Source organism: Pseudogemmobacter faecipullorum (genome assembly GCF_020539525.1).
GTDB classification, from domain to species: Bacteria; Pseudomonadota; Alphaproteobacteria; order Rhodobacterales; family Rhodobacteraceae; genus Pseudogemmobacter; species Pseudogemmobacter faecipullorum.
This window is the reverse complement of the sequence record NZ_JACDXX010000010.1, coordinates 91,537-117,167: the sequence shown is the minus strand read 5'-3', so window position 1 is coordinate 117,167 and position 25,631 is coordinate 91,537. Positions and strand designations below refer to the sequence as shown.

Here is a 25,631-nt window from a genome sequence, read left to right as displayed (position 1 = left end):
TCTCTCAGCGTGGCCCGGCCAGCAAGGCCCGGGCCACGGCTTCATTGGTCGCCAGCCGGTTCACATAGCCCGCCCGCAAAATCGCCCGGATCACCGGCACTTTGCTGACCCCGCCCGAAGCAAGGATCGAGACCGGCTTCAGCTTCAGCTTTTCCGGCGAGAGCGCGATCAGCGATTCATTCAGAAAATGGTCAATCGGCCGCCCCTGGGCATCGAGGAAACAGCCCAGAAACTCGCCCACTGCGCCCTGACGCTGGATCTCTTCCAGCTGATCCTTAACCACCCGGATCTGGGTCAGCGTGGTATTCTCATCCAGCGCGCCGCAGGAGGTGATGCCGATCTCAGCAATCTCGGTGCGCGCCAGCACATCGGTCAGCTCATCGAGCAGCAAAAGCATCTCGCGCCCCTCGGGCGAGGCGCAGAACAAAGGCGCCGTCAGATAATGGCATTCAACCCCGAGGCGACGGGCAAAACTGGTGGCGACCTCAAAGGAATTGGTGCCCGAAGACCGCGTCACCCCGCCGGTCAGCCCGACAACCCAGCTTTCCGGATGCGGCGTGGCGGTCAGTTTGCGCACCGCAAAACTCAGCGTGCGCCCGGTTGAGACGCCGATCCCCAGATCCCGGCCCGCGATCAGCGCATTGGCCATCATCCCCGCTGCCTCGCCGATCACCCGCTTCTGATCGAGGAAATCGGGCAGATCAGGCACCACCCGCACCTCTTTCAGCCCATAACGCCGCTCAAGATCCAGCCCCAGCGCGATACAATCGCTCAGCGGCAGGGTCAGATCGACCTGCACCGCCCCCTGATCGCGCACCTGGCCGATGATCTTATTAACCCGCAGCCGGGTCATATCCATGCGCGAGGCGATTTCCTGCTGGGTCAGGCCCCCGACGAAATAAAACCAGGCAACACGGGTGCGCTCCAGCTCGCTCCAGACTTCATCCGCATCCATATCGTCCTCCCAGGCCCTCTTTCATACGATGCGGCCCCGCCCCCGACAACTGCCCGCATCCTGCCCCGCGCCCTCCCTGCATCCGGGCGGACTATCCCCAACGTCACAGCATGATGCCGGGCCGAAATCCGGCAGCGGCGGGAACAGCCCGGCGGCAGCGGCGTTATCGGCCCGGACTGTATCTGCCCAGGCGGCCTCTCCCATGCCCGGGCCATCCCCTGTGTGAAAGGATGATATGATGAATAAAACACTAGCTGCCACGATGCTGGCCGCCGGTCTTGGCCTCAGCACTCCGGTACTGGCCCAGAGCGAATTTGAGGATATTGTCACCGGCGTCGCCAAAGGCCTGCTCGGTCAGGAATCCGACCGCCAGGCCTATGCCCAGGCCCAGAATACCGGCACCCTCGCCGGCTATCAGACCTATCTGCGCCAGTTCCCCAATGGCGCCTACCGCGCCGATGCAGAACGCCAGATCGCGCGTTTTGGCGACCAGACCAGACCCCAGCTGCCCAAATCCGATGACCGTGCCCCCACCGGCAACCGCGCCATGGCAGTTGAGGCCGAGCTCGGCCTCAGCCGCACGCAGCGCGCCACGATCCAGAGTCAGCTGATCCAGATCGGCTATGATGCGGGCCAGGCCGATGGGCTCTGGGGCCGCAAAACCCGTGAGGCGATCCGCGGCTGGCAAAAGGCCAATAAGGCTGAGACCACCGGCTATATCACCGCAGCCCAGCTGCGCCTGATCGGCGAGCAGGCCGGCACGGTGCTGCCCGGGGACAATGGCAGCGGCAATACCGCCTCCACCGATGACCGCAATGAAGAGCGGCTGCTCGGTCTGAGCCAGAACGAGCGCCGCGATCTGCAGCGTGGGCTGACCGCGCTTGGCTATAACACCCGCGGGGCTGACGGGGTGCTGGGCACCAACAGCCGCAAGGCCATCGCCGCCTGGCAGCGCGATGAGGGGCAGCGCGCCACCGGCTATATCACCGCCGATCAGCTGCGCGAAATCCGGGTACAGAGCGGGATCTGATCCCGGTCTGACGCGCGCATGAGAGACACCGCCCGGCCCCTGCCGCGGCGGTGTTTTTACATCCCGGTCCCTCTGAGCCGATGCGGCCTGACATCTGACAGATTACAATTGACAAATGACAGAGGCGCAGCAAGAAATCAGACAAAGGGGATCCGGCCGATGCGGCAGGCGCCCTATGGAAGGACGTCAGAGCGTCAGCAGACAGCCCGGCCTGCGCCCTTTGGCGCGGGGCACGCAATGGCCGATGCTCTGTAGCAGATGGGATAACCATGCCAGAGCTCAGCCCCGCCGATCTGACCGAGCTGTTTCGCATCATCGCTTTGCGCATCGGCGAGGCCCGGGCCGAGCTGGCGGCCCTCGACGGGGCGATCGGTGATGGTGATCACGGTGCCTCGATGGCCGGGGGATTCGCCGCGCTGACCCGGGCGCTGACCATCGCCAGCCGCGAAGGGAAAACCGCCGGCGAGCTGTTCCCGACCGCCGCCCAGAGCTTCCTCGATGCGGTGGGCGCCACCACCGGCCCGCTCTATGCCAGTGCCTTTCTCGCCGCCGGACAAAGGTTTCAGGGCCTCGCGACCCTGCCACTTGCGCGGCTGCCCGAACTGGTGATCGCCTTTCACGACGGCATCGCCGCCCGCGGCAAGGCCAGCCCCGGCGATAAGACCATGCTTGACGCCTGGCGTCCCGCCGCCCGCGCGGTCGTGGCCAGCAGCGGGGATTGCCTGACCCGGCTCAGCGCCGCGCAGCGCGCCGCCGAAGAGGGCCGCGATGCCACCGGCTCGATGATCGCGGCGCTTGGCCGGGCCTCGCGCCTCGGCAGCCGCTCGCTGGGCCATATCGATCCCGGCGCGGCCTCGGCCGTGGTGATCATTGCCGCTTTGCGCGAAGGGGCCAGTGCCTTTCTGAGCCGGGGGAACAGCTGATGGCGGCGCGCCCCGACAGCGGACTTCTGGCAGAAATGCCGATGCGTTTTGGCGATGATGCCCTGCTCTGGGCCGCCTGGCTTTATTATGAGGACGGGCTGACCCAGGGCGAGATCGCCCAGAAAATGGGGCTGTCGCGCGCTTCGGTGAACACCTGGCTGGCCGATGCCCGGGCGCGCGGCCTGGTCAATATCGAGATCCAGCCCGAGAAATTCCGCGCCGTGGCTTTGTCGCGGGCGCTGAAAGAGCATTTCGGCCTGCAGGACTGCCTCGTCATCCCCTCAGAAGGCGGGGCCATGCCGTTGATTGAGCGCCTCGGCCAGGCCGGAGCCATGGCGCTGAAACGTCTGGTGCGCCCGGGCGATACCCTGGCCGTCACCTGGGGGCGCACGGTGCTGGCCCTGGCCGATGCGCTGCATCATCCCGGCCTTGCCGATATCCGCGTGGTTCAGGCCACCGGCTCGACCACCGCCCGCATCCCCTGGACGCCCGAGGCCTGCGCCTCGCGCCTCGCTTCGGCGCTTGGCGCGCGCTGGATCCCGCTTGCCGTGCCCGCCATCGTCTCCTCGCCCGCGGTGCGCGATCTGCTGATGCAGGAGCCGGTGCTCGCCGAGCAGCTGCAGGTGCTGGGCGAGGCCAGCCGCATCGTCATGGGCATCTCCTCGATGCGGCCCGAAAGCACCATCCACAGCTCGGGCTTCCTCGAGGGGATCGACCAGCGCAGCCATTATCAGGACGCGGTCGGCAGCCTGCTCGGCCGGTTTATCTCGGCCCGCGGCGAGCTGGTCAGCGGCCCGGTCAATGACCGCACCATCGGCCTTGATCTGGCGGGGCTGCGGGCGATCTCGCAGAAAATCGCCGTGGCCGGCGGCATGGATAAGGTGGCGGCGATCCTGGCGGCGCTGCGCGGCGGCTATATTGATGTGCTGATCACCGATGCCGCCACCGCGCGCGGCGTGCTCACCGCCGATGGCTGGCAGGAAAGCCCGCGCCGCAACAGCCCCGATCCCGTCAGCCCCGCCGCCGCGCGCGGCTATGGCAAAAAGCTGATCAATGCCGCCAGGGATGCGGTGGATGAAAGCCTGGCCGGGGCGCTTCTGGCCCATGAAAATCTGATCGCCCCCGTCCCCGGCACCGGACGGGCGGTAATGGCGCAACAGGGCCCGCGCCCGGGCAAGGTCGGCATCGTCATTGGTGGTGGCGCCGGGCATGAGCCTGGCTTCTGGGGCTATGTCGGCCGGGGCTGCGCCGATGCCGCCGTGATCGGCAATATCTTCGCCGCGCCGCCGCCCGGGCCGATCCTGGCTGCCAGCCGGGCGGTGCATGGCGGCGCGGGTCTGCTCTATATTTACGGCAATTTCTCGGGCGATGTGATGAATTTCGACATGGCCCGGGAAATGGCCGAGGCCGAGGGCATCGCGGTGCGCCAGATCGTCACCTGTGATGATATCGCCTCTTCCTCGCCCGACAGCCGCGCCTCGCGCCGCGGCGTCGCGGGCAATGTCTTCGTCTTCCGCATCGCCGGCGCCGCCGCCGATCAGGGCGCCTCGCTCGAGACCTGCGAGGCTCTGGCGCGCCGCGCCGCTTCCCGGGTCTATACAATGGGCCTGGCACTGGAGCCCGCCCGCCTGCCCGACAGCTCCCGCCCCGGCTACAGCCTCGGCCCCGGTGAGATGGAAATCGGCGTCGGCGTGCATGGCGAGCCGGGCGAGATGCGCCATGCCATGGTCCCGGCCGATGATGCCGCCGATCTGCTGCTCGACCGCATCCTGGCCGAAATGGCCCCGGCGCGCGGCGACCGGGTGGCGGTGCTGGTCAATTCGCTCGGTGCCACCCCGGCGATGGAGCTTTACATCCTGAACCGCCGCATCCGGCAGCGGCTGAAAGCGCATGGTGTCAGCGTCAGCCATTCGCTGGTCGGCCCCTATTACACCTCGCTGGATATGGAGGGGGTCTCGCTCTCGCTGCTGCATCTCGATGACGATCTGGCGGCGCTGCTCGACCATCCCTGCACCACCCCGGCGCTGCAGATCAGCCCGCCGGTGAAATAATCCCTCCCCGGCGAGACCAAAGGCTTTGATTACATCCGCCAGGCGCTATTGACATTTGTCAGGCAGCCGTGTCGATATACAGAACGACAGCAGAGAGGCAGAGCGCCCGGAGGCGTCACCGGCCGTGCTTTCGGGGGGAGGAAGACCGTGATCCGCAATCTCGACCGCCAGACCGTTTTTCTGGCGCTTATCAATATCATCGTGCTGCTGACCGGCGGCTGGATTGCCGGGGCAAATTTCCTCGACAGCTATAATCTGCAGATCATGGCCTCGCAGGTGCCTGAACTCGGTCTGCTGGCGCTCGGAGTGGCTCTGGCGATGATCTCCGGCAATGGCGGCATTGATCTCTCGGGCATTGCTCTGGCCAATCTCTCGGGCATCACCGCCTTTCTGATCGCCAGCCAGCTGATCGCCCCGGCCGCGGCCCCCATGGCCTTTTCCTGGAGCTTCGCGGCCATTGCGCTTTGCGTTGGCCTGACCGGCGGGCTGCTGAACGGCTTTATGATCGCTTTCACCGGGCTGACGCCGCTGATCGCCACACTGGGCACGCAACTCCTGTTCACCGGCATCGCGGTCTGGCTGACCAATGGCTCTTCGGTCAGCCTTGGCTATATCCCGCCGCTCGATGATTTCGGCAATCTGCCGGTGCTGGGCGTCCCTTTGTGCTTTGCGCTGTTCGTCATCATCGCCGGAGCGCTTGGCTATCTGCTGCGCTGCACCCCCTTTGGCGTCAGGCTGATGCTGCTCGGCTCCAATGAGAAAGCCGCGCGCTATGGCGGCGTGCCGGTGCGGCGGATGATCGTGCTGACCTATACGATCTGCGGGTTGCTGGCCTCGGTCGCAGGCGTGGTCATTGCCGCGCGCGCCGGCTCGGTCAAATGGGATTACGGCAGCTCTTATGTGCTGATCGCCATTCTGATCGCTGTCCTCGGCGGGGTAAAACCCGAGGGCGGCTATGGCCGGATCCTCTGCGTCCTGCTCGCCGCCACCGCTTTGCAGATCCTGTCGAGCCTGTTCAACTTCCTCGGCATATCCAATTTCTTCCGCGACCTGGCCTGGGGGGTTCTGCTCCTCGCTTTGCTGGCCTCGGCGCGGGTGAACCTCTCGCTCTGGCTCAGACCCATGCGATGAGACCAAGCCGCCTCCCCCTCAGGGCGGGAGAGGCGCGCGCTGATAAATGTCCCTGACCCCTGGAGGAGGAAAAACCCATGAAACTGATCGCGAAACTGGCGGGAAGCGCCATGATCGCCGGGGCGATGATCGCAGGTGCGGCCATGGCTCAGGACAAACAATCCATCACCACCGTGGTGAAAATCACCGGTGAAGGCTGGTTCGTGCGGATGGATGAGGGCGTGAAAGCCTTTGATGCCGCGCGCGAGAATATCGACGCAGTTCAGGTCGGCCCGGCTCAGGCCGATGCCGCGCAGCAGGCCCGTATCATCGAGGATCTGGTGGCAAAAGGCGTCTCGGCCATCGCGGTTGTCCCGATGGACCCTTCGGCGCTCGAAGGCGTGCTGCGCCGGGCGCAGAGCCGTGGCATCAAGGTCATCGCCCATGAAGGTGACAGCATCGTCAATGCCGATGTCGATATCGAGGCCTTTGACAATGCTGCCTTCGGCCGCAAAATCAACGAGGGCCTCGCCGGCTGCATGGGCGGTGAGGGCAAATGGACCAGCTTCGTCGGTTCCCTCGGCAGCCTGACCCATGTGATCTGGGCCGATGCCGGCGCCGAAAGCGCGGCGGCAAATCACCCGGGGATGGAACTGGTCGCGGCCAAGAACGAATCCTTCAATGACGCGAATAAAGCCTATGAAAAGGCCAAGGAAATCCTGCGCGCCTATCCCGATATCAAGGGCTTCCAGGGCTCTTCCGCCATTGATGTGATCGGCATTGGCCGCGCCGTCGAAGAGGCGGGCCTGATCGGCAAAGTCTGCGTCTATGGCCTCGGCCTGCCGAAAGACACCGGCCCCTATCTGGAATCGGGCGCGGTCAATCAGATCTATTTCTGGGATCCGAAAGACGCGGGCTTCGTGATGAACGTCGTGGCTGAAAAAGTGCTCAACGGCGAGGAAATCGCCGATGGCGCCGATCTCGGCGTGCCGGGCTATACTGCCGTCAAGGTCAGCAAAGGCCCGGGCAATGGCATCATCATCCAGGGCCAGGCCTGGGTTGAGGTCGGCAAAGACGGCTATAAAGACTACCCGTTCTGAGCCAGCACCACTGCAGCTTTCCGGGGAAGGCGCGCCTCTCTGCGCCTTCCCGTTTTTCCAGGATCACAGGATTTCCGTGATGCTCTCGCAACCCGCCACCCCCGCCCCGCCGCCCTTTCTCGAAATCCGCAACCTGCGCAAAAGCTTTGGCGGCGTGCAGGCGCTGAAAGATGTCAGCCTGACGCTTGAGGCCGGGCAGATCTATCATCTGATGGGCGAGAATGGCTGCGGGAAATCCACGCTGATCAAGATCGTCTCGGGGGCGCAGCTGGCAAGCGCGGGCCAGATCCTGATCGACGGAATGCCCACCGGCACCCTCGCCGGGGATCTGGGCGCGATCGGCGCGCTGAAAGCCGGGATCGAAACCGTCTACCAGGACCTCTCGCTGCTGCCCAATCTCTCGGTGGCCGAGAATGTCGCGCTGACCGGTCAGCTGGTGGCGGCGGGCGGGCGTCTGGCCCGGCGGCTGCAACGCGCCGCTTTGTTCGACACGGCCGCGCAGGCGCTGAAACAGGTGCATCTGCCCGGCGATATGGCTTTTCTGACCCGGCGCACCGACAGCCTGCCGCTGGCCAGCCGGCAGCTGGTGGCGATTGCCCGCGCCATTGCCGCCAGGGCCCGCCTCGTCATCATGGATGAGCCGACCACCGCTTTGACCCGCCAGGAGGTCGAGAACCTGCTCCTGGTGGTACGCCGCCTGCTCGATCAGGGCGTCACCGTGCTTTTCGTCACCCATAAGCTTGATGAGGTGAAATCACTCGGCGGCGAGGCGATCATCATGCGCGATGGGGAGATTGTTGCCCACCGTCCCGTCGCCACCACCTCCAAAGCCGCAATCAGCCAGCTGATGACCGGGCGCGAAATCTCCGAGGCGCGCTACCGCACCGGTTCTGTCACCGGCGCACCGCTGCTCGAGGTGTCCGGCCTCAGCCAGCCCCGCGCTTTCCACGATCTCTCGCTCAGCCTTGCCGCCGGCGAGATCCTCGGCGTAACCGGCCTGCTCGATTCCGGCCGCAATGAGCTGGCCCTCGCCCTTGCCGGGGTCCGCCCCGCCGCAAGCGGCCGGATAGAGCTCGACGGCCAGACCATCTGGCCGAAAACGCCCGGCGAGGCGATTGCCGCCGGCATCGGCTATGTCCCCGAGGACCGGCTGACCGAGGGGCTGTTCCTCGAAAAACCGATCCGCGAAAATGTCACTTTGCCGGTGCTCGACCGGCTGAAAAATACCTTTGGCATGATCAGCCCGCGCCGCGCCCGCGCCCTTGCCGAAGCGCAGATCGCCGGGCTGCAGGTCGTCGCCCCCGATGTCGGGGCCCCGGTCCAGTCGCTTTCGGGCGGCAATCAGCAGCGCGTGCTGATCGGGCGCTGGCTCACCATCAATCCGCGCCTGCTGATCCTGCACGGCCCCACGGTCGGCGTCGATGTCGGCTCAAAAGATACCATTTTCCGCATCATCCAGCGCCTCGCGGGCGAGGGGATGGCGGTGCTGATCATCTCGGATGACCTGCCCGAACTGCTGCAGAACTGCGACCGGATCCTCGTGATGCGCCAGGGGGCGATTGCCGCCAGCTATGATGCCGCCAGCACCGATGAAGACCGCCTCTATCAGACAATGGCCAGCGGATCCGCCGCGGCCCCGGCCCGGGAAGTGACCGCATGACCGAGACCAGCCTGCCCATCCCTCTGTTCACGCGCCTGCGCGCGCTGACCGGCCGCCGCCCCGAGCTGTTCACCCTCGGGCTGATCCTCCTCACCGTGCTCGGCGTGGCAATTGCCAATCCGAATTTCCTCGCGATGAACAATGTCTTCGACATCCTGCGCGCCTCGGTGGTGCGTGGTATTTTCGCCATGGGGGTGCTGGTGGTGCTGGCCGCGGGCGGGATCGACGTTTCCTTCACCGCCATCGCCGCCTTCGTCATGTATGCGCTGACCATGCTGGTGCATAATGTCTTTCCCGCCATGCCGCTCTGGGTGATCCTGCCGCTCGCCGGCCTCGGCGGCGCGGCTTTCGGGGTGGTCAACGGCCTGCTGATCCACAGTTTACGCGCGCCCTCGCTGATCGTCACCATCGGCACGCAATATATCATCCGCTCGGCTTTGCTGACCTTTGTCGGCACCGCGCTGTTCATGAACCTGCCCGCCTCGATGGAGGCCTTTGGCAAGGCCTCGCTCTGGACCTGGACCGGCGAGAGCGGGGTAATCTCCAGCCTGCCCGCCACCGTGCTGGTGCTGGTGGGGGCGGCCTTTGCCACCTGGTTTTTGCTTGAGCGCACCCTGATGGGCCGGGCGATCTTCGCCTCGGGCGGCAATCCCGATATTGCCGCGCGCCTCGGCTTTAACCTGTTGCATATCCGTCTTTTTGTCTTTGGCTGGGCCGGGCTGCTGGCTGGGATCGCGGGCATTGTTCATGTGGCCTCGAACCGGCTTGCCAATCCTTTCGACCTCGCCGGGATGGAGCTTGAGATCATCGCCGCTGTCGTGCTCGGCGGGGCGCGGATCACCGGCGGCTCCGGCACTGTCACCGGCACGCTGCTCGGCGTCTTGCTGATCACCCTCGTCAGCAATGTGCTGGTCTTTGTCGGCATCCCCAGCACGCTTCAGCTCGCCATTATCGGCATTTTCATTCTGCTCGCAGGCACGATTTTCGCGCTGCGCAGCCGCAGCTGACCCCAACCGGAGGATTAAATATGACCCATGATGTCTCGGTCATCGGCCTTTATATTCTTGATGTTCTGGGCCGCCCGGTCGATGCGATCCCGCCCGGAGGCAATGTAGATTTCATCGAGGAAATCCGGCTGACCGTCGCCGGAACCGCAGGCGGAACCGTGGTCGATCTGGCCAAACAGGGGCTGAACTGCCTGGCCGTCGGGGCGGTGGGCGATGATGAGAAAGCCGATTTCGTCCTTTCGAATTTGCAGCGCTTCGGCGTCGATACGGCGCAGATGCAACGGCTTAAAGGCGTGCCGACCTCGGCCTCGATCCTCAATATCCGCCGCAATGGCGACCGCCCGGCGCTGCATCAGCGCGGCGCTTCGGATCATTTCGACATCCTGCCCGAGAGCCTCGATGCGGTGCTCGCGCCGCCGATCATCCATCTTGGCGGCACCGGCCTGCTGGCCAGGCTGGATGGCGAGCCGAGCGCGCGCCTCCTGGCCGAGGCCAAACGCCGGGGCCGCACCGTGACCTTCGATCTGCTCGGCGCGAATGAGAATACCATCAGCCTGGTGGCACCGCTCTTCGCGCATATCGATTATTTCATGCCCTCGGTCGAAGAGGCCCGGGTGCTTTCGGGCGAAGAGGATGTCGAGGCGGCAGGACGCTTCTTCCTCGCGCGCGGGGTGAAACACTGCCTCTTCACCCTGGGGGGCGAAGGGGTCTGTTTCATGGACCATCAGGGCAATGTGGTGCGCCAGCCCGCCTTTGAGATCGAGGTGGTCGATACCACCGGCTGCGGCGATGCTTTCGACGCCGGTTTCATCACCGCTTTGCACCATAAAATGGATCTGAAAACCGCGCTGAACTTTGCTCAGGCCTCGGCGGCGCTGGTCGCCACCGGCCTTGGCTCGGATGCCGGGATCCGCTCTTTCGAACATACGCTCGATTTCATGAACACCGCGAAAATCAAAGCCTGATCCGGGCGGCCTCAGCCCTCAGCCAGGGCTGAGGCGGTTTCCACATCGGTGACCAGATGGCTGATATAGCCGGCCTGAAGCGCGGCGCGCAGCGCGCCGAGCTTACTCAGGCCGCCGGCCACGCAGATCCGCCGCGGGATGGCTTTCAGCTCATCAAGCTCAATCCCCATCATGCGCTGATCGAATTCACGCCGCACCTGCCGGCCCGCCGCATCAAGGAAGCGGCAGATCAGCACCGCCTCTGCCCCTGCCGCCGCATAGGCATTGATCTCTTCGGCGCTGGCAATATCGGCAATGCGCATCGTGCTGTCGGGCCCCATGCTGCCGATGCCAAACAGGATGGTCTGCGCCGCACGGATCAGCGCGAATTGCTGCGAAATCACCGGCTCGCGCCGCAAGGCCTCACAGAGCCGCGCATCCGACAGCACGGCGGGTGCATGCATGACCTTGCTGACCGCACCGAGGTTGCGCGCCAGAATAGCGGTGCAGAGCTCGGCCGAGAAATCGCGGTTGCCAGGGGCGGCCCCGGTGACCTGGGCCACCGTCACCCCCTCAACCGGCTGCGAAATCGCATCGGCCACCGCCAGTACGGTCTTGCCCCAGGAGACGCAAAGCGTCTCGCCCGGGGTCAGCATCCGCTCGAGCTGACGCGCGCCTGCCGCGCCAAGCGCAGCGAGGCGCTGCTGATTGTCACTGCCGGGGGCGACGGGCACCACCAGCGCCTCGGCAAGGCCAAAGCGCCCGGCCAGGCCGCGCGCCAGCGATTGCTGCGCCATCACGCCCGGATCCATGCTGATCCTGACCACGCCGCGCTCGCGCGCTTCCTGCAGATAATTGACCACCGAGGCGCGGGAGACGCCGATGGTCTGGGCAATATCGCTCTGATTGAGCCCCTGTTCATAATAGAGCCAGGCCGCCCAGATCACGATATCATCAAACTCAGCCGGAATCGCCACCCTGCTGCGTCCACCCGGATCTGTCGCCATTTCACTCTCAGCCTCTTGCCCGCTGCTCCGGTTTGGCATGTTTCCTCTGCCAGCGCCAGGCATTCCCCATCGCAGCTGTTGACCTTTGACATACAATGCTGTCATTTGACAAAAACCGCTGCCCCACGCCTGAAGGAGGATGACCAATGCAATCCCTGTGGTCAGATGAAGCGTTCACCCGCACCGTCGATGCCTATGTCAAAGCGGGGGTGAACCGCGATGTGGCGATCCGGACCTGGACCACGCGGCTCTTGGGCCAGGTGCCGCAGCTGGTGCTGCATGGCGGCGGCAATACCTCGGTGAAGACAACCCTGAACGACCATGACGGCACCCCGGTTGAGGTGCTCTGCGTCAAGGGCTCGGGCTGGGATATGGGCCAGATCGAGCCACCGGGCCTGCCGGCTTTGCGGCTTGCCGGGCTGAAGGCCATGGTCGGCTACGAGAGCCTGTCCGATGATGACATGGTGATGCTGCAGCGCCGGCTGCTGCTCGATCCCGCCTCGCCCAACCCTTCGGTCGAGGCGATCCTGCATGCCATCCTGCCCTTCCGCCATGTCGATCACACCCATGCCAATGCCATTGTGGCGCTGACCAACCAGCCCCGGGGCGAGGCGATCATCCGGGAACTCTTCCCCGAATTCATCATCGTCCCCTATGTCATGCCGGGCTTTGACCTCGCCAAGGTCTGCCATCAGGCCTATCAGGCCCGCCCCGATGCCGCCGGGATGATCCTGCTGAAACATGGCATCTTCACCTGGTCCGATGATCCCCGCATCAGCTATGAGGCGATGATCGAGGCGATCACCCGGGCCGAGACCCGGATTGCGGCGGGCAATCCGAAGCCCTTCGGCACCGCCCCGGCGCTCTCAGACCTGGCCACTCCGGCCGAGGTCGCCCCGATCCTGCGCGGTGCCCTGGCGCTGCCCGGCGCGCGCGAGGGCGAGCCGAAGCGCTTTGTCATGGAGCACCGCTCCAGCCAGGCCATCCTCGACTTCTGCGGCGCGGAAAATGTCGGCGATCTGACCCGGCGCGGCAATGCCACCCCGGAACATGTCATCCATATCAAGCGCTTTGGCATTGCCCTGCCGGCGCCGAAAGCGGGTGACCTGGCCGGATGGGCCGGGCTCGTACGCCAGAAAGTGGCTGAGTATATCGCGGATTACACCGCCTATTTCAGCCGCAACAATGCCCGCGTCGGCGGCCATAAGACCATGCTCGACCCGATGCCGCGCGTGTTCTACGTCGAGGGGCTGGGCCTCTTTGCCGCCGGACCCACCCGCAAAGCGGCGCTGATCGGGGCCGATGTGGCCGAGGCCACCATCGAAGTCATTCGCGGCGCCGAGGGCATCGACCGCTTCGAGGCTTTGTCCGAGCAAGACCTGTTCGATCTGGAATACTGGTCGCTGGAGCAGGTGAAGCTGAAAAAACTGGCGGAAAAGCCGCTGACCCGTCAGGTGGCGGTCATCACCGGCGGCGCAGGCGGGCTGGGCCTGGCCATGGCCGGGGCTTTGCGCGCTGAGGGGGCAGAGGTGGCGCTGCTCGATATTGACGCAGAAGCGGCTGAGGCGGCGGCAAAGCGTCTGGGCGGCATCGGCATCGGCGTTGATCTGACCGATGCGGCAGCGGTTGAGGCGGCGATTGCCAGGGTGGCGCTGAGCTTTGGCGGCGTGGATATACTGGTCTCCAATGCCGGTGCAGCCTGGCAGGGCGCGCTGACCGAAGTTTCGGATCAGGACTTCCGCGCGGCGTTTGAGCTGAACTTCTGGGCGCATCATTACACGGCACGCGCCGTGGTGAAGGTGATGCAGAAGCAGCAGACCGGCGGGGCGCTGTTGTTTAATGTCTCGAAACAGGCGGTGAACCCCGGCCCCGATTTCGGCCCCTATGGCACGTCGAAAGCCGCGCTGATGGCGCTGATGAAGCAATATGCCGTGGAACATGCGGCGGATGGCATCACCTCGAATGCGGTCAATCCCGACCGGATCCGCACCGGGCTGATGACCGATGCGATGATTGAGGAGCGGGCAAAAGCCCGGGGCGTGACGCCTGAGGTCTATATGCGCGGCAATCTGCTGAAGCGCGAGGTCACCGCGGCCGATGTGGCCGAGGCCACCGTGGCGCTGATCCGCGCCCGCACCTCAACCGGGGCGGTGATTACCGTCGATGGCGGCAATACCGCGGCCATGCTGCGCTGATAAAAGGCCCCCGGCGCGCGCGCCGCGTGCTGCCTGACCGCAAGCGCGCGCGCCCCCCAGGGCCGTAAATCCCGATATTCCCCCTCCCCGCGGGGAATGTCTGAGGGGATCCGCCCGCAAAGCGGGGCCGCTGGCGCTGCGCCGCTCCCTCCTGTCCGGGGTCAGGGCCGGAGAGGTAAAGATTATCTGAACATTGCGCCCTGTTTCGCCCGGGGCCTGGCTTAAACCGGCAGCGGGCGAGGGCTGGCCCTGTCTTAGTTCAGCCTCTGGCTCAGTCGGGCACGGTCTGGCCCACGGTCAAGCTGGCGGGATCGCTGCGCACCGGCCCGGGCTCGACCGCCTCATCACCGGTGATCAGCGAGACCACATCCGCCGCCATCGCGGCCAGCAGGGTCAGCTCCTCATCGCCGAGTTTGCGCGGATCGGTATCGAGCAGACAGAGCGCACCGAAGACCCGCCCCTGGCCATCAGCCAAAGGTGCTCCGGCATAGAAGCGGGTATTCCAGAGCTGGATTGCCGGGTGATCGGCAAAGCGCGGGTCGCGGCGGGTGTCATTGACCACCAGCAGCTCGCCCGAGCCGACCACATGGTCACAGATCGCCTCATCGCGGGGCATGGTGATCATATCGGTGCCATCCGTGGTGCGCCGGCCCGGCAGGTCCATGCTCTGGCCGATGATAAATTCGGTCTCGGCATCAATTGCCGAAATCACCGCGAATTTAACGTCAAACACCTGAGAGGCGCGTTTGGCGAGGGCGTCAAGCTCTTCGCGCGAGCCGCCCTGCAGCACCTCGCTTTCCTGCAGCGCCTCGACCCGCTCGGCGTCATTTTCCGGCGCAGGCGCGATCTGATCCTGCAAAGCCTCTTCGGGCGTCAGCATCCGGCGCAAACGGTGCAAAGCCTCCTCAACCGAAGTGACCACTTCATCCGCGCCAAGATCGTGAATACGGTTGCTGTCGATCAGCGCGCCGGGGGCATTCCACAAAGCAACGACGATGCGGATCCCGGGCCAGCGCTGGCGCAACCGGCGGCAGAAGGCGCGGATCGGCTTTTCCGGCTCGCGGCTGAAATAGCTGAGGCAGACCACCTCAATGCCCTCCAGCGCCATTTTATCGACATGGCGCGCCGTCACCACCGCCTCGCGGCGCTGGATCGCGGCCAGGCCGCGCAGTTCCAGCGCATGGACCAGCATTTCGCAAGCGACGCTGTCGATCTCCCATTTGCCGCCGATACAGGCGATGCGCGGCGGGGTTTCGACGGCTGTTTCGGGGCGATATCCGGCGCGCAGATCATCGAGCAGCATATCCATGCCATTGGCGACGCGCAGCCGGTGCCCGACCCGGGCATTGGCAAGGTAATCATCGCTGACATGGCGCAAAACATCGATGCCATAGCCATCGTAAAAGGCGATGACATCGCCCTCTGCAATCACCTGGTCGACGATCTCGATCGCTTCCTCGGCATCATCAGCGATCAGGCGCTGATAGATCCGGGTCGGCACATCGAGAACCGGGGTCGAGCCCAGCAGCACCTCAAAGAACTGCAGCTGTGGCAGATTGCGCCCCAAAACCAGCAGACAGACCGTCAGCGGGGTCGAGAGGATCAGGCCAATCGGCCCCCAGAGCGCAGTCCAGAATGTGGCGGCGGCGATCAGCGAAATCGCCGAGAGCCCGGTCGAGGTGCCATAGAGCAGAGGCTCGACGATATTATTGCTGATCAGCTCCAGCAGCAGGATCAGCGCCCCGGTCCAGATCAGCATATCCCAGCCCGGATCGACGGCAAAGGCCAGCGACAGCGGGAAGAACGCCGAGAGCAGCGGCCCGAGATAGGGGATGAAGCGCATCAGCGCCGCCAGCGCCCCCCAGAGGATCCAGCCCGGCACGCCGATGAACCACAGCCCCAGCGCCATCGGAATGGCATAGGTGACATTCACCACCACCTGCATCAGCAGATATTTTGAGATCCGCCGCCCCGCCTCTTCCAGAGCATCGGTCGAGCGGTGCAGATTGCCGCCCATCAGCCGGATCAGCCGGTCGCGCAGATCACCGCGGTCGAGCAGCACCAGAAAGACGAAGACCAGCACGATACCGGCGGTGGCAATCGGCTCAAGCGCCGGCACGAGCCAGGCAATGGCGGTTTCAAAGGGCGACCGCGGCGCAGGCACCATCTCAACCCGCTGCACCCCGGGGCCTTCGCTGCCCGGAGCAGCATGGCTCACCTCGTCCTGGACCACGCCGAAGGTATCGAGCGCGCCGTCAAGAAAGCCGGGACCGCGCATATTCTCGGTAATCTCCGAGATTTTGCCGCGGATCGTGCTCTGATAGGTCGGCAGTTCGGCGCTGAGGGTACGCACCTGTGAGGCGACGAGCAGCGCGAGGCCGGCGATGAAAGCGCCGACAATCACCATGACGATACAGACCGAGAGCAGGCGCGGCAGGCCGATCCGCCCCAGCAAGGTGACCAGCGGGCCGAGCGCGAAGCTGATCAGGAAAGCGATGGCCAGCGGGATCAGCACCCCCTGGCCGAGATAGAGCCCGCTGATCAGCACCGCGGCGATCACCAGGCCTGCGGCCAGGCGCAGCAGCTGACCCGGATCGGCGCGACTTTCCCCCCCGGCCACGCCCGGGCCTTCGGTAAGTGAACCGGGTAAAGATGGCTGTGGCATGGCGACCCTCAATACGATTGCTACAACACCTGGTGCCGGCGGCCCGGACCGCGCCCCAGCCGTGATTGTTGGGGGCAGGTCCGGCTCCGGTCAAGTTTGCTGAGCGGGCATGGGCGAAACCTGCCGCGGCTGGCACAGGTTCCGGGGCGCGCGGGCTTGACAGCCCCGCTGCCTGCAGCACAATCCGCGCCCTCTGGCCTGCAAGGCCTGCAATGGGGAATGATCTGATGGCACGAATTCTGCTTTTGTCGACCGGGGGCACTATTGCCTCCAATGCCAGCGCCCCGGGCGGGCCGGTGACGGCAAAGCTGAGCGGTGCCGAGCTGATGGCGGGGATCGAGCTTCCGGCAGAAATCAGTGTCGATGTGCTGCCCTTCCCGGCCAGGGGGTCAAACGCGCTGAGCCTGCGCGATGCGCTCGGCTTTGCCCGGGCGATTGAGCGCGAAATGGCAGATTATGATGGTTTCGTGCTGACCCATGGCACCGATACGATGGAAGACACCGCCTGGGCGCTGGAGTTTCTGCTGGCGCCGCAAAAGCCGGTGGTGCTGACCGGGGCACAGCGCCATGCCGGCGAGGCCGACAGCGACGGCCCGCGCAATCTGCGCGATGCGGTGATCGCCGCCGCTTATGCGCCGCTCGGTGCCGCCGGGGTGGTGGTGGTGTTTGAGGGCGATATTCATGGCGCGCGCGCCGTCCGCAAGGCCCATACCAGCCGGGTCGATGCGTTCCGCTCGGGCGATCTGGGCAAGATCGGCTCCCTCGATCAGGGCCGGGTCAGCCTGCGCGCCCTGCCGCGCCGCGCCCCGGGCTTTGGCACTGCGCATGAGCCGCGCGAGGTGGCGCTGATCGCGGCGGCCTTTGGCGCCGGGGCAGAGTTTCTCGATTTCGCCTGCAGCCGGGATTATGGCGCCGTGGTGCTGCAGGGCTTTGGCCGGGGCAATTTCCCCGATGGCTGGGCCCAGGCAACCTCTCGCCTCGTTGCGGCAGGCAAGCCGGTGATCATCGCCAGCCGCTGCAGCGAGGGCGAGGTCTGGCCGATCTATGGCAATGACAGCGGCGGCACCTCGATGGCGGCGGCGGGGGCTTTGTTTGGCGGTGATCTCTCGCCGGGCCGGCTGCGCATCCTCGCCGCTTTCGTCAGCGCCGCACCAGGCCAGAGCCTTGCCCAGGCCCTGGAGGTCTGGGCCAGCTGATCCGGGCCAGCTGCGCCGGGCGGGCAAAGCCCTGCCCGGCGCAGCGCTATCCGGGCACAAACTGAACCGTATAGTACAAATTCCCTGGACCAGGCGCCCTGGTTCAGCCATGCTGCTGCGGGCAGGAGCCATAGCCATGCCCGATCCCGCCGCCCCACAGGATTATGACGATCTGATCCGGCTAATCCATGAACGCCATGACCAGATGAGCAGGACCTTTCAGCGGATTTCGGTCTTTCTGACCCGCAATCCCAATGAGGTGGCAGTCAGGCCGGTGACGGCGATTGCCGGGCGCTGCGATATCCATGCCTCCAGCTTCGTGCGCTTTGCCCAGAGCCTTGGCTATCAGGGGTTTAAAGAGCTGCAGCTGGTGTTCCGCAGCCGCCTTGCTTTGGCCGCACCGGGGTTTGAAGCCAGGGACACTGCCCTTTCTGCCGGGCTGAGCACCCCGGGCAACCGGGGCGAGCTGGGGCTGCTCGCCGATATGGTGCTGCGCGACATTGCCGCGCTGCAGGAGCTGCTGAATAATATCAGTCAGCAGGCCCTGGCCGAGACGACGCGACTGCTGCAGGCGGCCGATACAATCTTTCTTTTCGGCCAGATGCTCTCGCGGCCGGTGGCCGAGCTGATGCGCTGCCAGCTGGTGATGACCGGCAAACGCTGCGTGATGCTTGGCCAGTCCGGCGGGCTTTCAGCCTATATCGCCAGCTCGATGACCAGCCGCGATCTGCTGATGGCAATCTCACTGCGCTCCACCGCCGCTGAGCTGTTGCCGATCCTCGGCGAGGCAGAGGCGCGCGGCACCCCTGTGGTCGCGATTGCCGACAGCACGCTGTCGCCGCTGGCAAAGGCGGCAAAGGTTCTGTTCGCTGTGCCCGGGCATGAGGGCAGCCTGTCAGCCGCGCTTGCCGCGCCGCTCTGCCTGGCCCAGGCGCTGAGCCTCGGCCTGGCTGCCAGAGCCGGACAAAGCGCCGCGGCACCGCAGATCCCGGGCATCACCACCATCAGAGCGGCACCGCGGACAGGGCCAGGTCCCGGACCAGGATATTAATGCATTTCAGATACATCATTACTTTCCCTGTCCGGGGGCAAGGCCCATCCACCGCCCCGGAACAGTCCGAAGGCCCGTCGCTGCCACAGCATGGGTTTTTCTTCCGCATAGCCCCGGATATTCCCCTTCCGGTGAGATGAAACCATTGGCAGCGGCGACGGCATCGCCTATCCAGTCAGAAACCTGCTATCTGCTCGCTGCCGGGCCAACCGAATAGGGATTCGATGATTAAATGGTCCATGCTCGCAGTTTCCCTGATCTCCCTTGCAGGCTGTGACGTCACGAAAACCGACTTTCCGGTACGCAATGCCGCGGTGCAGACCGAGGTCGAAGAGCTCTCGACCAATGTCGCCATTGTCCGCCTGACCGCTGATAATGTGGATGCTTTCAGCAAGCCGCGGAATTTTGAGGGCGGGCGCAGCACCATGCCCTCGGGCGGCAGCTGGGATTACCGGGTCGGCGTTGGCGATGTCATGGATATCGTGGTCTGGGAGCATCCTGATCTGACCCTGCCCGCCGGGATGAACCGCACCCCCGCCGAGGGCGGGCTGCGGGTTCAGGCCGATGGCACTTTCTTCTATCCCTATGTCGGCCAGATCCAGGCCAAAGGCCGGACCCCGGATCAGATCCGCACCGATCTGATGAAACGGCTGGGCGAATATATCCCCGATCCCCAGGTCGAGGTCCGTGTCGCGGCCTATCGCTCGCAGGCGGTCTCGGTCACCGGCGAGGTGGACAGCCCGAACCGCCAGCATCTGACCGATATGCCGCTGACGCTGCTGGATGCGATTGATGCCGCGGGCGGTCTGAAAGAGACTGCCGATCCGCGCGGCGTGACCGTGCGCCGGGGCAGCGCGGTCTATACCGTTGATCTGGATGCTTTCCTCAAGCGCGGCATGGGCGGCAATAACCCGCTGCTGCGCCCGGGCGATGTGGTCAGCGTGCCCAAACTTGAAAAGCAGGAAGCCTTCCTGCTCGGCCAGCTGGTCAAGCCTGCCACGGTGGATCTGACCGAAGAGAATGTCACCCTGACCCAGGCGGTGACCCGGGTCGGCGGGCTGAAGGAAGACAGTGCCGATGCGCGCGGCATCTTCGTGTTCCGCGAGACCAGGATGGGGATGACGGTCTATCAGCTCGATGCCTCAAACCCGGTGGCCTATGTGCTGGGGGCGCGGTTCGTGCTGCATCCGCAGGACGTGGTCTATGTGACCTCCTCGCCAATGCATCGCTGGAACCGCCTGATCTCAAGCCTGCTGCCGACCTTCACCACCGCTCGCGTGGCAGATGAGATCGGAACCCGCTGATATGTTTAATGCGGTTCTTGTGGTCTGCGTCGGCAATATCTGCCGCTCCCCTCTGGGCGAGCGGGCGCTGGCCGCCAGCCTGCCCGGTCTGACCATCGGCTCGGCCGGACTGGCCGCAGTGGTCGGCCATGCGGCCGATAAAGAGGCCAGCATCGCCGCGGCTGAGGCCGGGATCAGCCTTGACGGCCATATCGCCCGTCAGCTCACCGCCGAACTGGGCAGCCAGTATGATCTGATCCTGGTGATGGAAGCCGGGCATCGCAGCGAAGTGATGCGACGCTTCCCGCAGCTTTCGGGCCGCACCATGCTGTTCGACAAATGGAACGGCGAGAAGAACATCGCCGACCCCTATCGTAAGCCGATCGATTTTCACCGTGTTGTTCGCGACCAGATCATTGCCGCCGCCGGGGGCTGGGCCAGGCGTCTGGCCCGCTGAGCCCCCGTGAACTGAACCAACTGTCAGGAAGAGCTGATGTCCGCAGTACCCAGCACCGACCAGAACAAGGCCGGCGATGAGATTGACCTGCTTGCCCTTGCCGCCAATCTCTGGGCGGGCAAGCACTGGATCCTGCTCTCGGCCGCCCTTGCCGTGGCAATCGGTGTGTTCATCGTGCTGCGCGCCACACCGATCTATCAGGCCAATGCTTTGATCCAGCTCGAAACCCGGATGGGCGGGGCAATGGCCCTGCCCGAAGGGATGCAGGCTTTGCTCGGCGATGGCGGCAGCGGCGCTGCTGCGGTGGATACCGAGACCGAAATCCTGCGCTCGCGTATGGTGGTTTCCGAAGCGGTGCTGGAACTGGATCTGCAGACCACGGCCAGGCCGCGCCCCTTTTTGCTGCTTGGCCAGCTGCCGGCGCGGCTTGGCCTGCCTGATCCCGGCCTCATCCCCAGCCGGGCCTGGGGCAATGAAGCGATTGAGGTGAACACGCTGCGGGTCCCCGATGCCTGGATCGGCGCGGAGATGGAGCTGCAAATTCTGGCGGGCGGCCGCTATAGCCTCGCCCTGCCCGATGGCCGGATGGTTGAAGGCGAGGCGGACAAGCCGCTGCGACTGGCCGGAGAAGAGGCTTTCCTGCTCGATATCGCGCGGCTTGAGGGCCCTGCCGGACGCCAGTTCCTGCTCAGCCGGATCAGCACGGCAGAAGCTGTCGAGGAAGTGCAGCAGAACCTTGCCATCGCCTCGGTCTCGCGCAATGCCTCGATGCTGCGCCTGACCTATAAAGATCCCAGCCCGCAGCGGGCCGAGCGGGTGCTCAACGCCATTGCCCGCGCCTATGTGGCGCAGAATATCTCGCGCAGCGCCGCCGAGGCCGAGAACAGCCTGCGCTTCATCGAAGAGCAGCTGCCCGCCGCCCGCGAGGCCCTGGATCACGCCCAGCAGGTGCTGAATGCCTTCCGCCAGAAGCAGGGCTCGGTCGATGTCGAATATGAGACCCGCAGTCTGCTGGAACGCGCCACCTGGCTGGAAGCGCAGCTGAGCGAGCTGGCGCTGCGTGAGGAAGACCTGCGCAAGCGCTATACCACCAGTCACCCGACCTATCAGCTTTTGCTCGAAAACCGGGCCTCGCTGGAAAAAGAGCTGGAGCTGATCCGCAAGGATACCGCCAGCCTGCCCGATACGCAGAAGGAAATCTTTAACCTCAGCCGCGATCTGGCCGTGGCCGAGCAGGTTTACACCCAGATGCTGAACCGCTCGCAGGAGCTGCAGGTGCTGCGCGCCTCGACCGTGGGCTCGGTGCGGGTGATCGATTCCGCCTATTCGGATGGCAAAAAAATCGCGCCGAAATCGGCCCAGACCGTCGCCATCTTCCTGGTACTGGGCCTGATGACCGGCACAGGCATTGTGATGATCCGCCGCCTGATGCGGCGTGGCATCCGCGGCGCGGAAGAAATCGAGCAGATCGGCATCCCGGTCTTTGGCACGCTCAGCTTTGCCCCGGCGGCGGTCAGCAATCGCAAGAGCAAGGGGTTTATCCCGATCCATGCCCTGCAGCATCCGGATGATCCGGTGACCGAGGGGCTGCGCTCGCTGCGCACCTCGCTCCATTTCGGTATGCTCGATGCCACCACCAATTCGATCAACCTGACCTCGGCCGCGCCTGGCGCCGGAAAAAGTTTTACCGCCATCAACCTCGCCGTGGTGGCCGCCCAGGCCGGGCAGAAAGTGGCGCTGATTGATGCCGATCTGCGCCGCGGTTATCTGCGCCGCTATCTGCGCAAAGAGAAGAACACCCCCGGTCTGGCGGAATATCTGGCGCGCAGCAAAAGCCTTGAAGAGGTGCTGATCCCCGGCCCGGTTGATGGCCTCTCGGTCATTCTGACCGGACGCTTTCCGCCAAACCCCTCGGAACTGCTGATGCGCCAGGAATTCAGCGCGCTGATCAGCAGGCTGAACGAGACGCATGATCTGATCATCATCGACAGCCCGCCCACGCTTGCCGTGACCGATCCGGTCATCGTCAGCCGCTATGCCGGGGCCTCGATTGTGGTGGCGCGGCATATGGAAACCGAGCTGGGCGAGGTCGAGGCCGTGCGCCATGCCTTTGAACGCGCGGGCTCGAAGCTCAGCGGGGCGGTGCTGAATGGCTATCGCCAGGAAGAGGCCGCGCGCTACGGTGGCCGCTATCAGTATTATAATTACCGCTATTCCTATCAGAGTGAAAAAGAATGATCCCGCCCCGAGGCTCAGCTTCCCGGAAGAAAGCCTTGCAGCGCTGCCGCAAGGCCAGGGCTTTGCGCTGGATCAGCGCCTGGCTCGCCCTGGCCGCAGCCGGGTCCACAGGCGCAGCCCTGGCCGAAACCCTGCCCTCACAGACCCTGTCCTGGGGCTATAATACCTATGGTGTGCCAGGCCTGATCGAAATGCCGGTGGCACAGAGCCGCGAAGATGCGGAGCTGGGCACGACCATCAGCCATTTTGCCGGGCAGACACGCATCACCATGACCTTCCAGATGACCCCCCGTCTGTCGGGAGGGTTCCGCTACACCATTCTGGAAAAACGCCCCGGAAGCGATACCAGGCCCAACGACCGCAGTTTTTCGTTGCATTATCGCTTTCTGGATGAAGGCAATATCCTGCCTGCAATGGCTATCGGCCTCAACGATATTGTCGGAACAGGCCTGGCTTCCGGCGAATATATCGTTGCGACGAAAAGCGTTACGCCTCGATTGCGCGCCACAGTAGGGCTTGGCTGGGGCCGTCTGGCCGGGGTTGGCGGCTTCAGCAATCCGCTCAGCATTTTCAGTGACCGCTTCGACATTCGTCCGCGCTGGTCTGGTGGCAGCGGCGGCAGTTTCGATGCGCACAACTGGTTTCGCGGCGAGGCGGCGTTCTTTGGCGGCATCGAATGGCAGGCCAGTGACCGGCTGCGCCTGATCGCCGAATATTCATCAGATGCCTATCCGGCGCGTGATTACGTCAATCTTGACCGCAACAGCCAGCTCAACTTTGGCCTGGCCTGGCAGGCCACGGACAGGCTGACGCTCAGCGCCAGCTATCTCTACGGCTCCGAGCTTGGCCTGCAGCTCAGCTATGCGACAAACCCGAAGCGCTCTGCTTTTGGCAGCGGGCGCGAAAGCGCGCCGCAACCGGTTCAGCCCGCCCATTCTGCGGCCGCCGCGACCTGGGGGGAGGCCGATCAAAGCCTGGTCACCCGGGCGCTGCAGACCGAACTGGCGCGTGAAGGCATCACGCTGCAGGGGCTGCGCAATGATGGCAGCCGCCTGCGCGTCTCGGTCAGAAATAACCTCTATGGCCAGCCCGCTCAGGCTTTGGGCCGCACCGCACGCATCCTGTCGCGCCATGCTCCAGCTGAAGTCAGTGAATTTGACATTACCCTGACCCATAACTCGGTGCCGGTCACCCGCGTCACCCTGCAACGCAGCGAGCTGGAAGAGCTGGAGTTTCACCCGGTCGCACCGGATCTGCTGCGGGTGAGCACGGTGATCCGTGACACACGTGATCCGCTCGAACGCCTGCCCGAAGCCTGGCCTGCGTTCAGCTATGCGCTTAAACCCTATATCACCCCCTCCTATTTCGATCCGTCCTCTCCGCTGCGCGGCGATGTCGGACTGGCGCTCAGCGGCAGATATGAACCGCTGCCGGGGCTGATTTTCGCTGGCCGGGTCCATCAGAAGCTGCTTGGCACCCTGGATAAATCGGACCGGGTGTCAAATTCGGTCCTGCCTCATGTACGCTCGGACAGCACGCTTTACTATAAAGACAGCACCCTCACCCTGCCGGAGCTGACGGCCAGCTATTACTTCCGGCCCGGCCCGGATCTCTTTGGCCGCGTGACCGCGGGCTATCTGGAGATCATGTTCGGCGGCGTTTCAACCGAGCTGCTGTGGAAACCGCAGAACAGTGCCCTCGCCCTCGGGATCGAGCTCAATTACACGAGGCAGCGCGATTTCGATCAGCATTTCGGCTTTCAGGATTACAAGGTCGCGACAGGCCATCTCTCGGCCTATTACGACTTCGGCAATGATTATCACGCCCAGCTGGATCTGGGCCGCTATCTCGCCGGTGATACCGGGGCGACGCTGACCCTCGCACGAGAGTTTCACAATGGCTGGCGGGTCGCGGTCTTCGCCACGCGGACGGATGTTTCCGCTGCTGATTTTGGCGAGGGCTCATTTGACAAGGGTATTCAGATTACCGTCCCCCTCTCCTGGCTTACCGGCAAGCCTGACCCGATGAATATGAATTCAACCCTTCGCCCCATTCTGCGCGATGGCGGTGCCCGGCTGAATGTTCCCGGCCGCCTTTATCAGGGGGTACGCAAAATGCAGGCCTCGGAAATCGACAGCAGCTGGGCGAGGTTCTGGAAATGAGGCCCCTCTCCGCCCCCGGGCTGATTGCCGCTCTGAGCCTGTGCCTCGCGGGCTGCAGCCTGAGTGTCAGCGAACCCAAAACCCCCGCCTGGCCCGAGCTTCAGGTCAGCGCGGGCGAGCAGCTTATGGTGGTGGTCGTCCCTGGCGGAGGCCAGGCCCTGCTCAAGCGGGTGGCGAGGAATGGCACCGTTGAAACCTGGATGAGCCAGGATCGCTATACGCTCTCGCTTGATCGCGGCGTCGTGGTCGCAAGCCGTGGTTTCACCTTCGATATGATGGGCGCAGATGCAGAAGAAACGCTCGCCGCGCTCGCAGCCCCACAATCAGATCCTTACAGCCGCCGCCTGCGCTATCTGAACGGCAATGAGCAATCCATCTGGATCAGAACCGAATGCGAGGTCAGCCGGGTCAGCGACCAGCGCGGCCCTCATCTGCAGGAAAGCTGCCGCGGTTTTACCGAAACCTATCAGAATCTGTTCTGGCTCGACAAAGCGGGCAAAATTTTCGCGTCTAAGCAGTGGATCTCACCCGAGATTGGCTACTTAGAGTTGTATTACAGAGCCAATTGAGCGACTGTTTCGCCAAACCTTCACCTCC

At 64.6% G+C, this 25,631-nt stretch carries 19 protein-coding genes; 16 read left to right on the top strand and 3 right to left on the bottom strand.

The annotated features are described in order from the left end of the window. Positions 1 to 4 precede the first annotated feature (4 nt). On the bottom strand, positions 5 to 955 hold the full coding sequence (locus tag H0485_RS12170; RefSeq protein ID WP_226935912.1) for a sugar-binding transcriptional regulator: 951 nt from the start codon (positions 953 to 955) through the stop codon (positions 5 to 7). Between the two features lie 238 nt (positions 956 to 1,193). On the opposite strand from H0485_RS12170, the gene H0485_RS12165 reads away from it, so the two are divergent. The 8 genes from H0485_RS12165 to H0485_RS12130 all read left to right on the top strand — a co-directional run bounded on the left by H0485_RS12165 (position 1,194) and on the right by H0485_RS12130 (position 10,801). Next, complete coding sequence (locus H0485_RS12165) at positions 1,194 to 1,985, top strand: peptidoglycan-binding domain-containing protein (protein WP_226935910.1); 792 nt, start codon at positions 1,194 to 1,196, stop codon at positions 1,983 to 1,985. Between the two features lie 269 nt (positions 1,986 to 2,254). Next, positions 2,255 to 2,908 carry a dihydroxyacetone kinase subunit DhaL gene (gene dhaL / locus H0485_RS12160; RefSeq protein ID WP_226935908.1) on the top strand — a complete coding sequence of 218 codons (654 nt, stop codon included), beginning with the start codon at positions 2,255 to 2,257 and terminating at the stop codon, positions 2,906 to 2,908. After that, positions 2,908 to 4,959, top strand: a complete 2,052-nt coding sequence (locus H0485_RS12155; RefSeq protein WP_226935906.1) for a bifunctional sugar-binding transcriptional regulator/dihydroxyacetone kinase subunit DhaK — start codon at positions 2,908 to 2,910, stop codon at positions 4,957 to 4,959. The genes dhaL and H0485_RS12155 overlap by 1 nt, the downstream gene beginning before the upstream one ends. Before the next feature lie 147 nt (positions 4,960 to 5,106). Continuing rightward, the gene (locus H0485_RS12150) at positions 5,107 to 6,090 is read left to right on the top strand and encodes an ABC transporter permease (RefSeq protein ID WP_226935904.1); all 984 of its coding nucleotides are present in this window, start codon (positions 5,107 to 5,109) and stop codon (positions 6,088 to 6,090) included. 77 nt (positions 6,091 to 6,167) lie between these two features. Continuing rightward, positions 6,168 to 7,169 (top strand): substrate-binding domain-containing protein, encoded by a 1,002-nt coding sequence (locus H0485_RS12145; RefSeq protein ID WP_226935902.1) that lies wholly within the window; start codon positions 6,168 to 6,170, stop codon positions 7,167 to 7,169. 79 nt (positions 7,170 to 7,248) lie between these two features. Beyond that, complete coding sequence (locus H0485_RS12140; protein ID WP_226935900.1) at positions 7,249 to 8,829, top strand: sugar ABC transporter ATP-binding protein; 1,581 nt, start codon at positions 7,249 to 7,251, stop codon at positions 8,827 to 8,829. Continuing rightward, on the top strand, positions 8,826 to 9,836 hold the full coding sequence (locus H0485_RS12135; protein WP_226935898.1) for an ABC transporter permease: 1,011 nt from the start codon (positions 8,826 to 8,828) through the stop codon (positions 9,834 to 9,836). Before H0485_RS12140 ends, H0485_RS12135 begins: the two co-directional genes overlap by 4 nt. A gap of 20 nt (positions 9,837 to 9,856) precedes the next feature. Beyond that, positions 9,857 to 10,801 carry a carbohydrate kinase family protein gene (locus H0485_RS12130; RefSeq protein WP_226935896.1) on the top strand — a complete coding sequence of 315 codons (945 nt, stop codon included), beginning with the start codon at positions 9,857 to 9,859 and terminating at the stop codon, positions 10,799 to 10,801. An 11-nt stretch (positions 10,802 to 10,812) separates the two neighbouring features. Here H0485_RS12130 and H0485_RS12125 read toward each other — a convergent pair whose 3' ends face one another. After that, a complete protein-coding gene (locus tag H0485_RS12125) occupies positions 10,813 to 11,787 on the bottom strand; it encodes a sugar-binding transcriptional regulator (protein ID WP_226935894.1) in 975 nt (324 codons plus the stop codon). 146 nt (positions 11,788 to 11,933) lie between these two features. On the opposite strand from H0485_RS12125, the gene H0485_RS12120 reads away from it, so the two are divergent. Further along, positions 11,934 to 13,982 (top strand): bifunctional aldolase/short-chain dehydrogenase, encoded by a 2,049-nt coding sequence (locus H0485_RS12120; RefSeq protein WP_226935893.1) that lies wholly within the window; start codon positions 11,934 to 11,936, stop codon positions 13,980 to 13,982. Positions 13,983 to 14,253: 271 nt separating this feature from the next. On the opposite strand, the gene H0485_RS12115 is transcribed toward H0485_RS12120, so the two are convergent. Then, on the bottom strand, positions 14,254 to 16,647 hold the full coding sequence (locus H0485_RS12115) for an AI-2E family transporter (protein ID WP_226935891.1): 2,394 nt from the start codon (positions 16,645 to 16,647) through the stop codon (positions 14,254 to 14,256). A gap of 227 nt (positions 16,648 to 16,874) precedes the next feature. Between H0485_RS12115 and H0485_RS12110 the strand changes: the two genes are divergently transcribed. The 7 genes from H0485_RS12110 to H0485_RS12080 all read left to right on the top strand — a co-directional run bounded on the left by H0485_RS12110 (position 16,875) and on the right by H0485_RS12080 (position 25,603). Beyond that, positions 16,875 to 17,843 carry an asparaginase gene (locus H0485_RS12110; RefSeq protein ID WP_226935889.1) on the top strand — a complete coding sequence of 323 codons (969 nt, stop codon included), beginning with the start codon at positions 16,875 to 16,877 and terminating at the stop codon, positions 17,841 to 17,843. A 136-nt stretch (positions 17,844 to 17,979) separates the two neighbouring features. Continuing rightward, the gene (locus H0485_RS12105; protein WP_226935887.1) at positions 17,980 to 18,894 is read left to right on the top strand and encodes a MurR/RpiR family transcriptional regulator; all 915 of its coding nucleotides are present in this window, start codon (positions 17,980 to 17,982) and stop codon (positions 18,892 to 18,894) included. Between the two features lie 224 nt (positions 18,895 to 19,118). Next, the gene (locus tag H0485_RS12100) at positions 19,119 to 20,198 is read left to right on the top strand and encodes a polysaccharide export protein (RefSeq protein ID WP_226935885.1); all 1,080 of its coding nucleotides are present in this window, start codon (positions 19,119 to 19,121) and stop codon (positions 20,196 to 20,198) included. A 1-nt stretch (position 20,199) separates the two neighbouring features. Continuing rightward, positions 20,200 to 20,634, top strand: a complete 435-nt coding sequence (locus H0485_RS12095; protein WP_226935883.1) for an arsenate reductase/protein-tyrosine-phosphatase family protein — start codon at positions 20,200 to 20,202, stop codon at positions 20,632 to 20,634. Between the two features lie 36 nt (positions 20,635 to 20,670). Then, on the top strand, positions 20,671 to 22,872 hold the full coding sequence (locus tag H0485_RS12090; protein WP_226935882.1) for a polysaccharide biosynthesis tyrosine autokinase: 2,202 nt from the start codon (positions 20,671 to 20,673) through the stop codon (positions 22,870 to 22,872). Positions 22,873 to 22,907: 35 nt separating this feature from the next. Beyond that, positions 22,908 to 25,034 carry a YjbH domain-containing protein gene (locus H0485_RS12085; RefSeq protein WP_226935880.1) on the top strand — a complete coding sequence of 709 codons (2,127 nt, stop codon included), beginning with the start codon at positions 22,908 to 22,910 and terminating at the stop codon, positions 25,032 to 25,034. Then, a complete protein-coding gene (locus H0485_RS12080; RefSeq protein ID WP_226935878.1) occupies positions 25,031 to 25,603 on the top strand; it encodes a YjbF family lipoprotein in 573 nt (190 codons plus the stop codon). The genes H0485_RS12085 and H0485_RS12080 overlap by 4 nt, the downstream gene beginning before the upstream one ends. Positions 25,604 to 25,631: the final 28 nt, after the last annotated feature.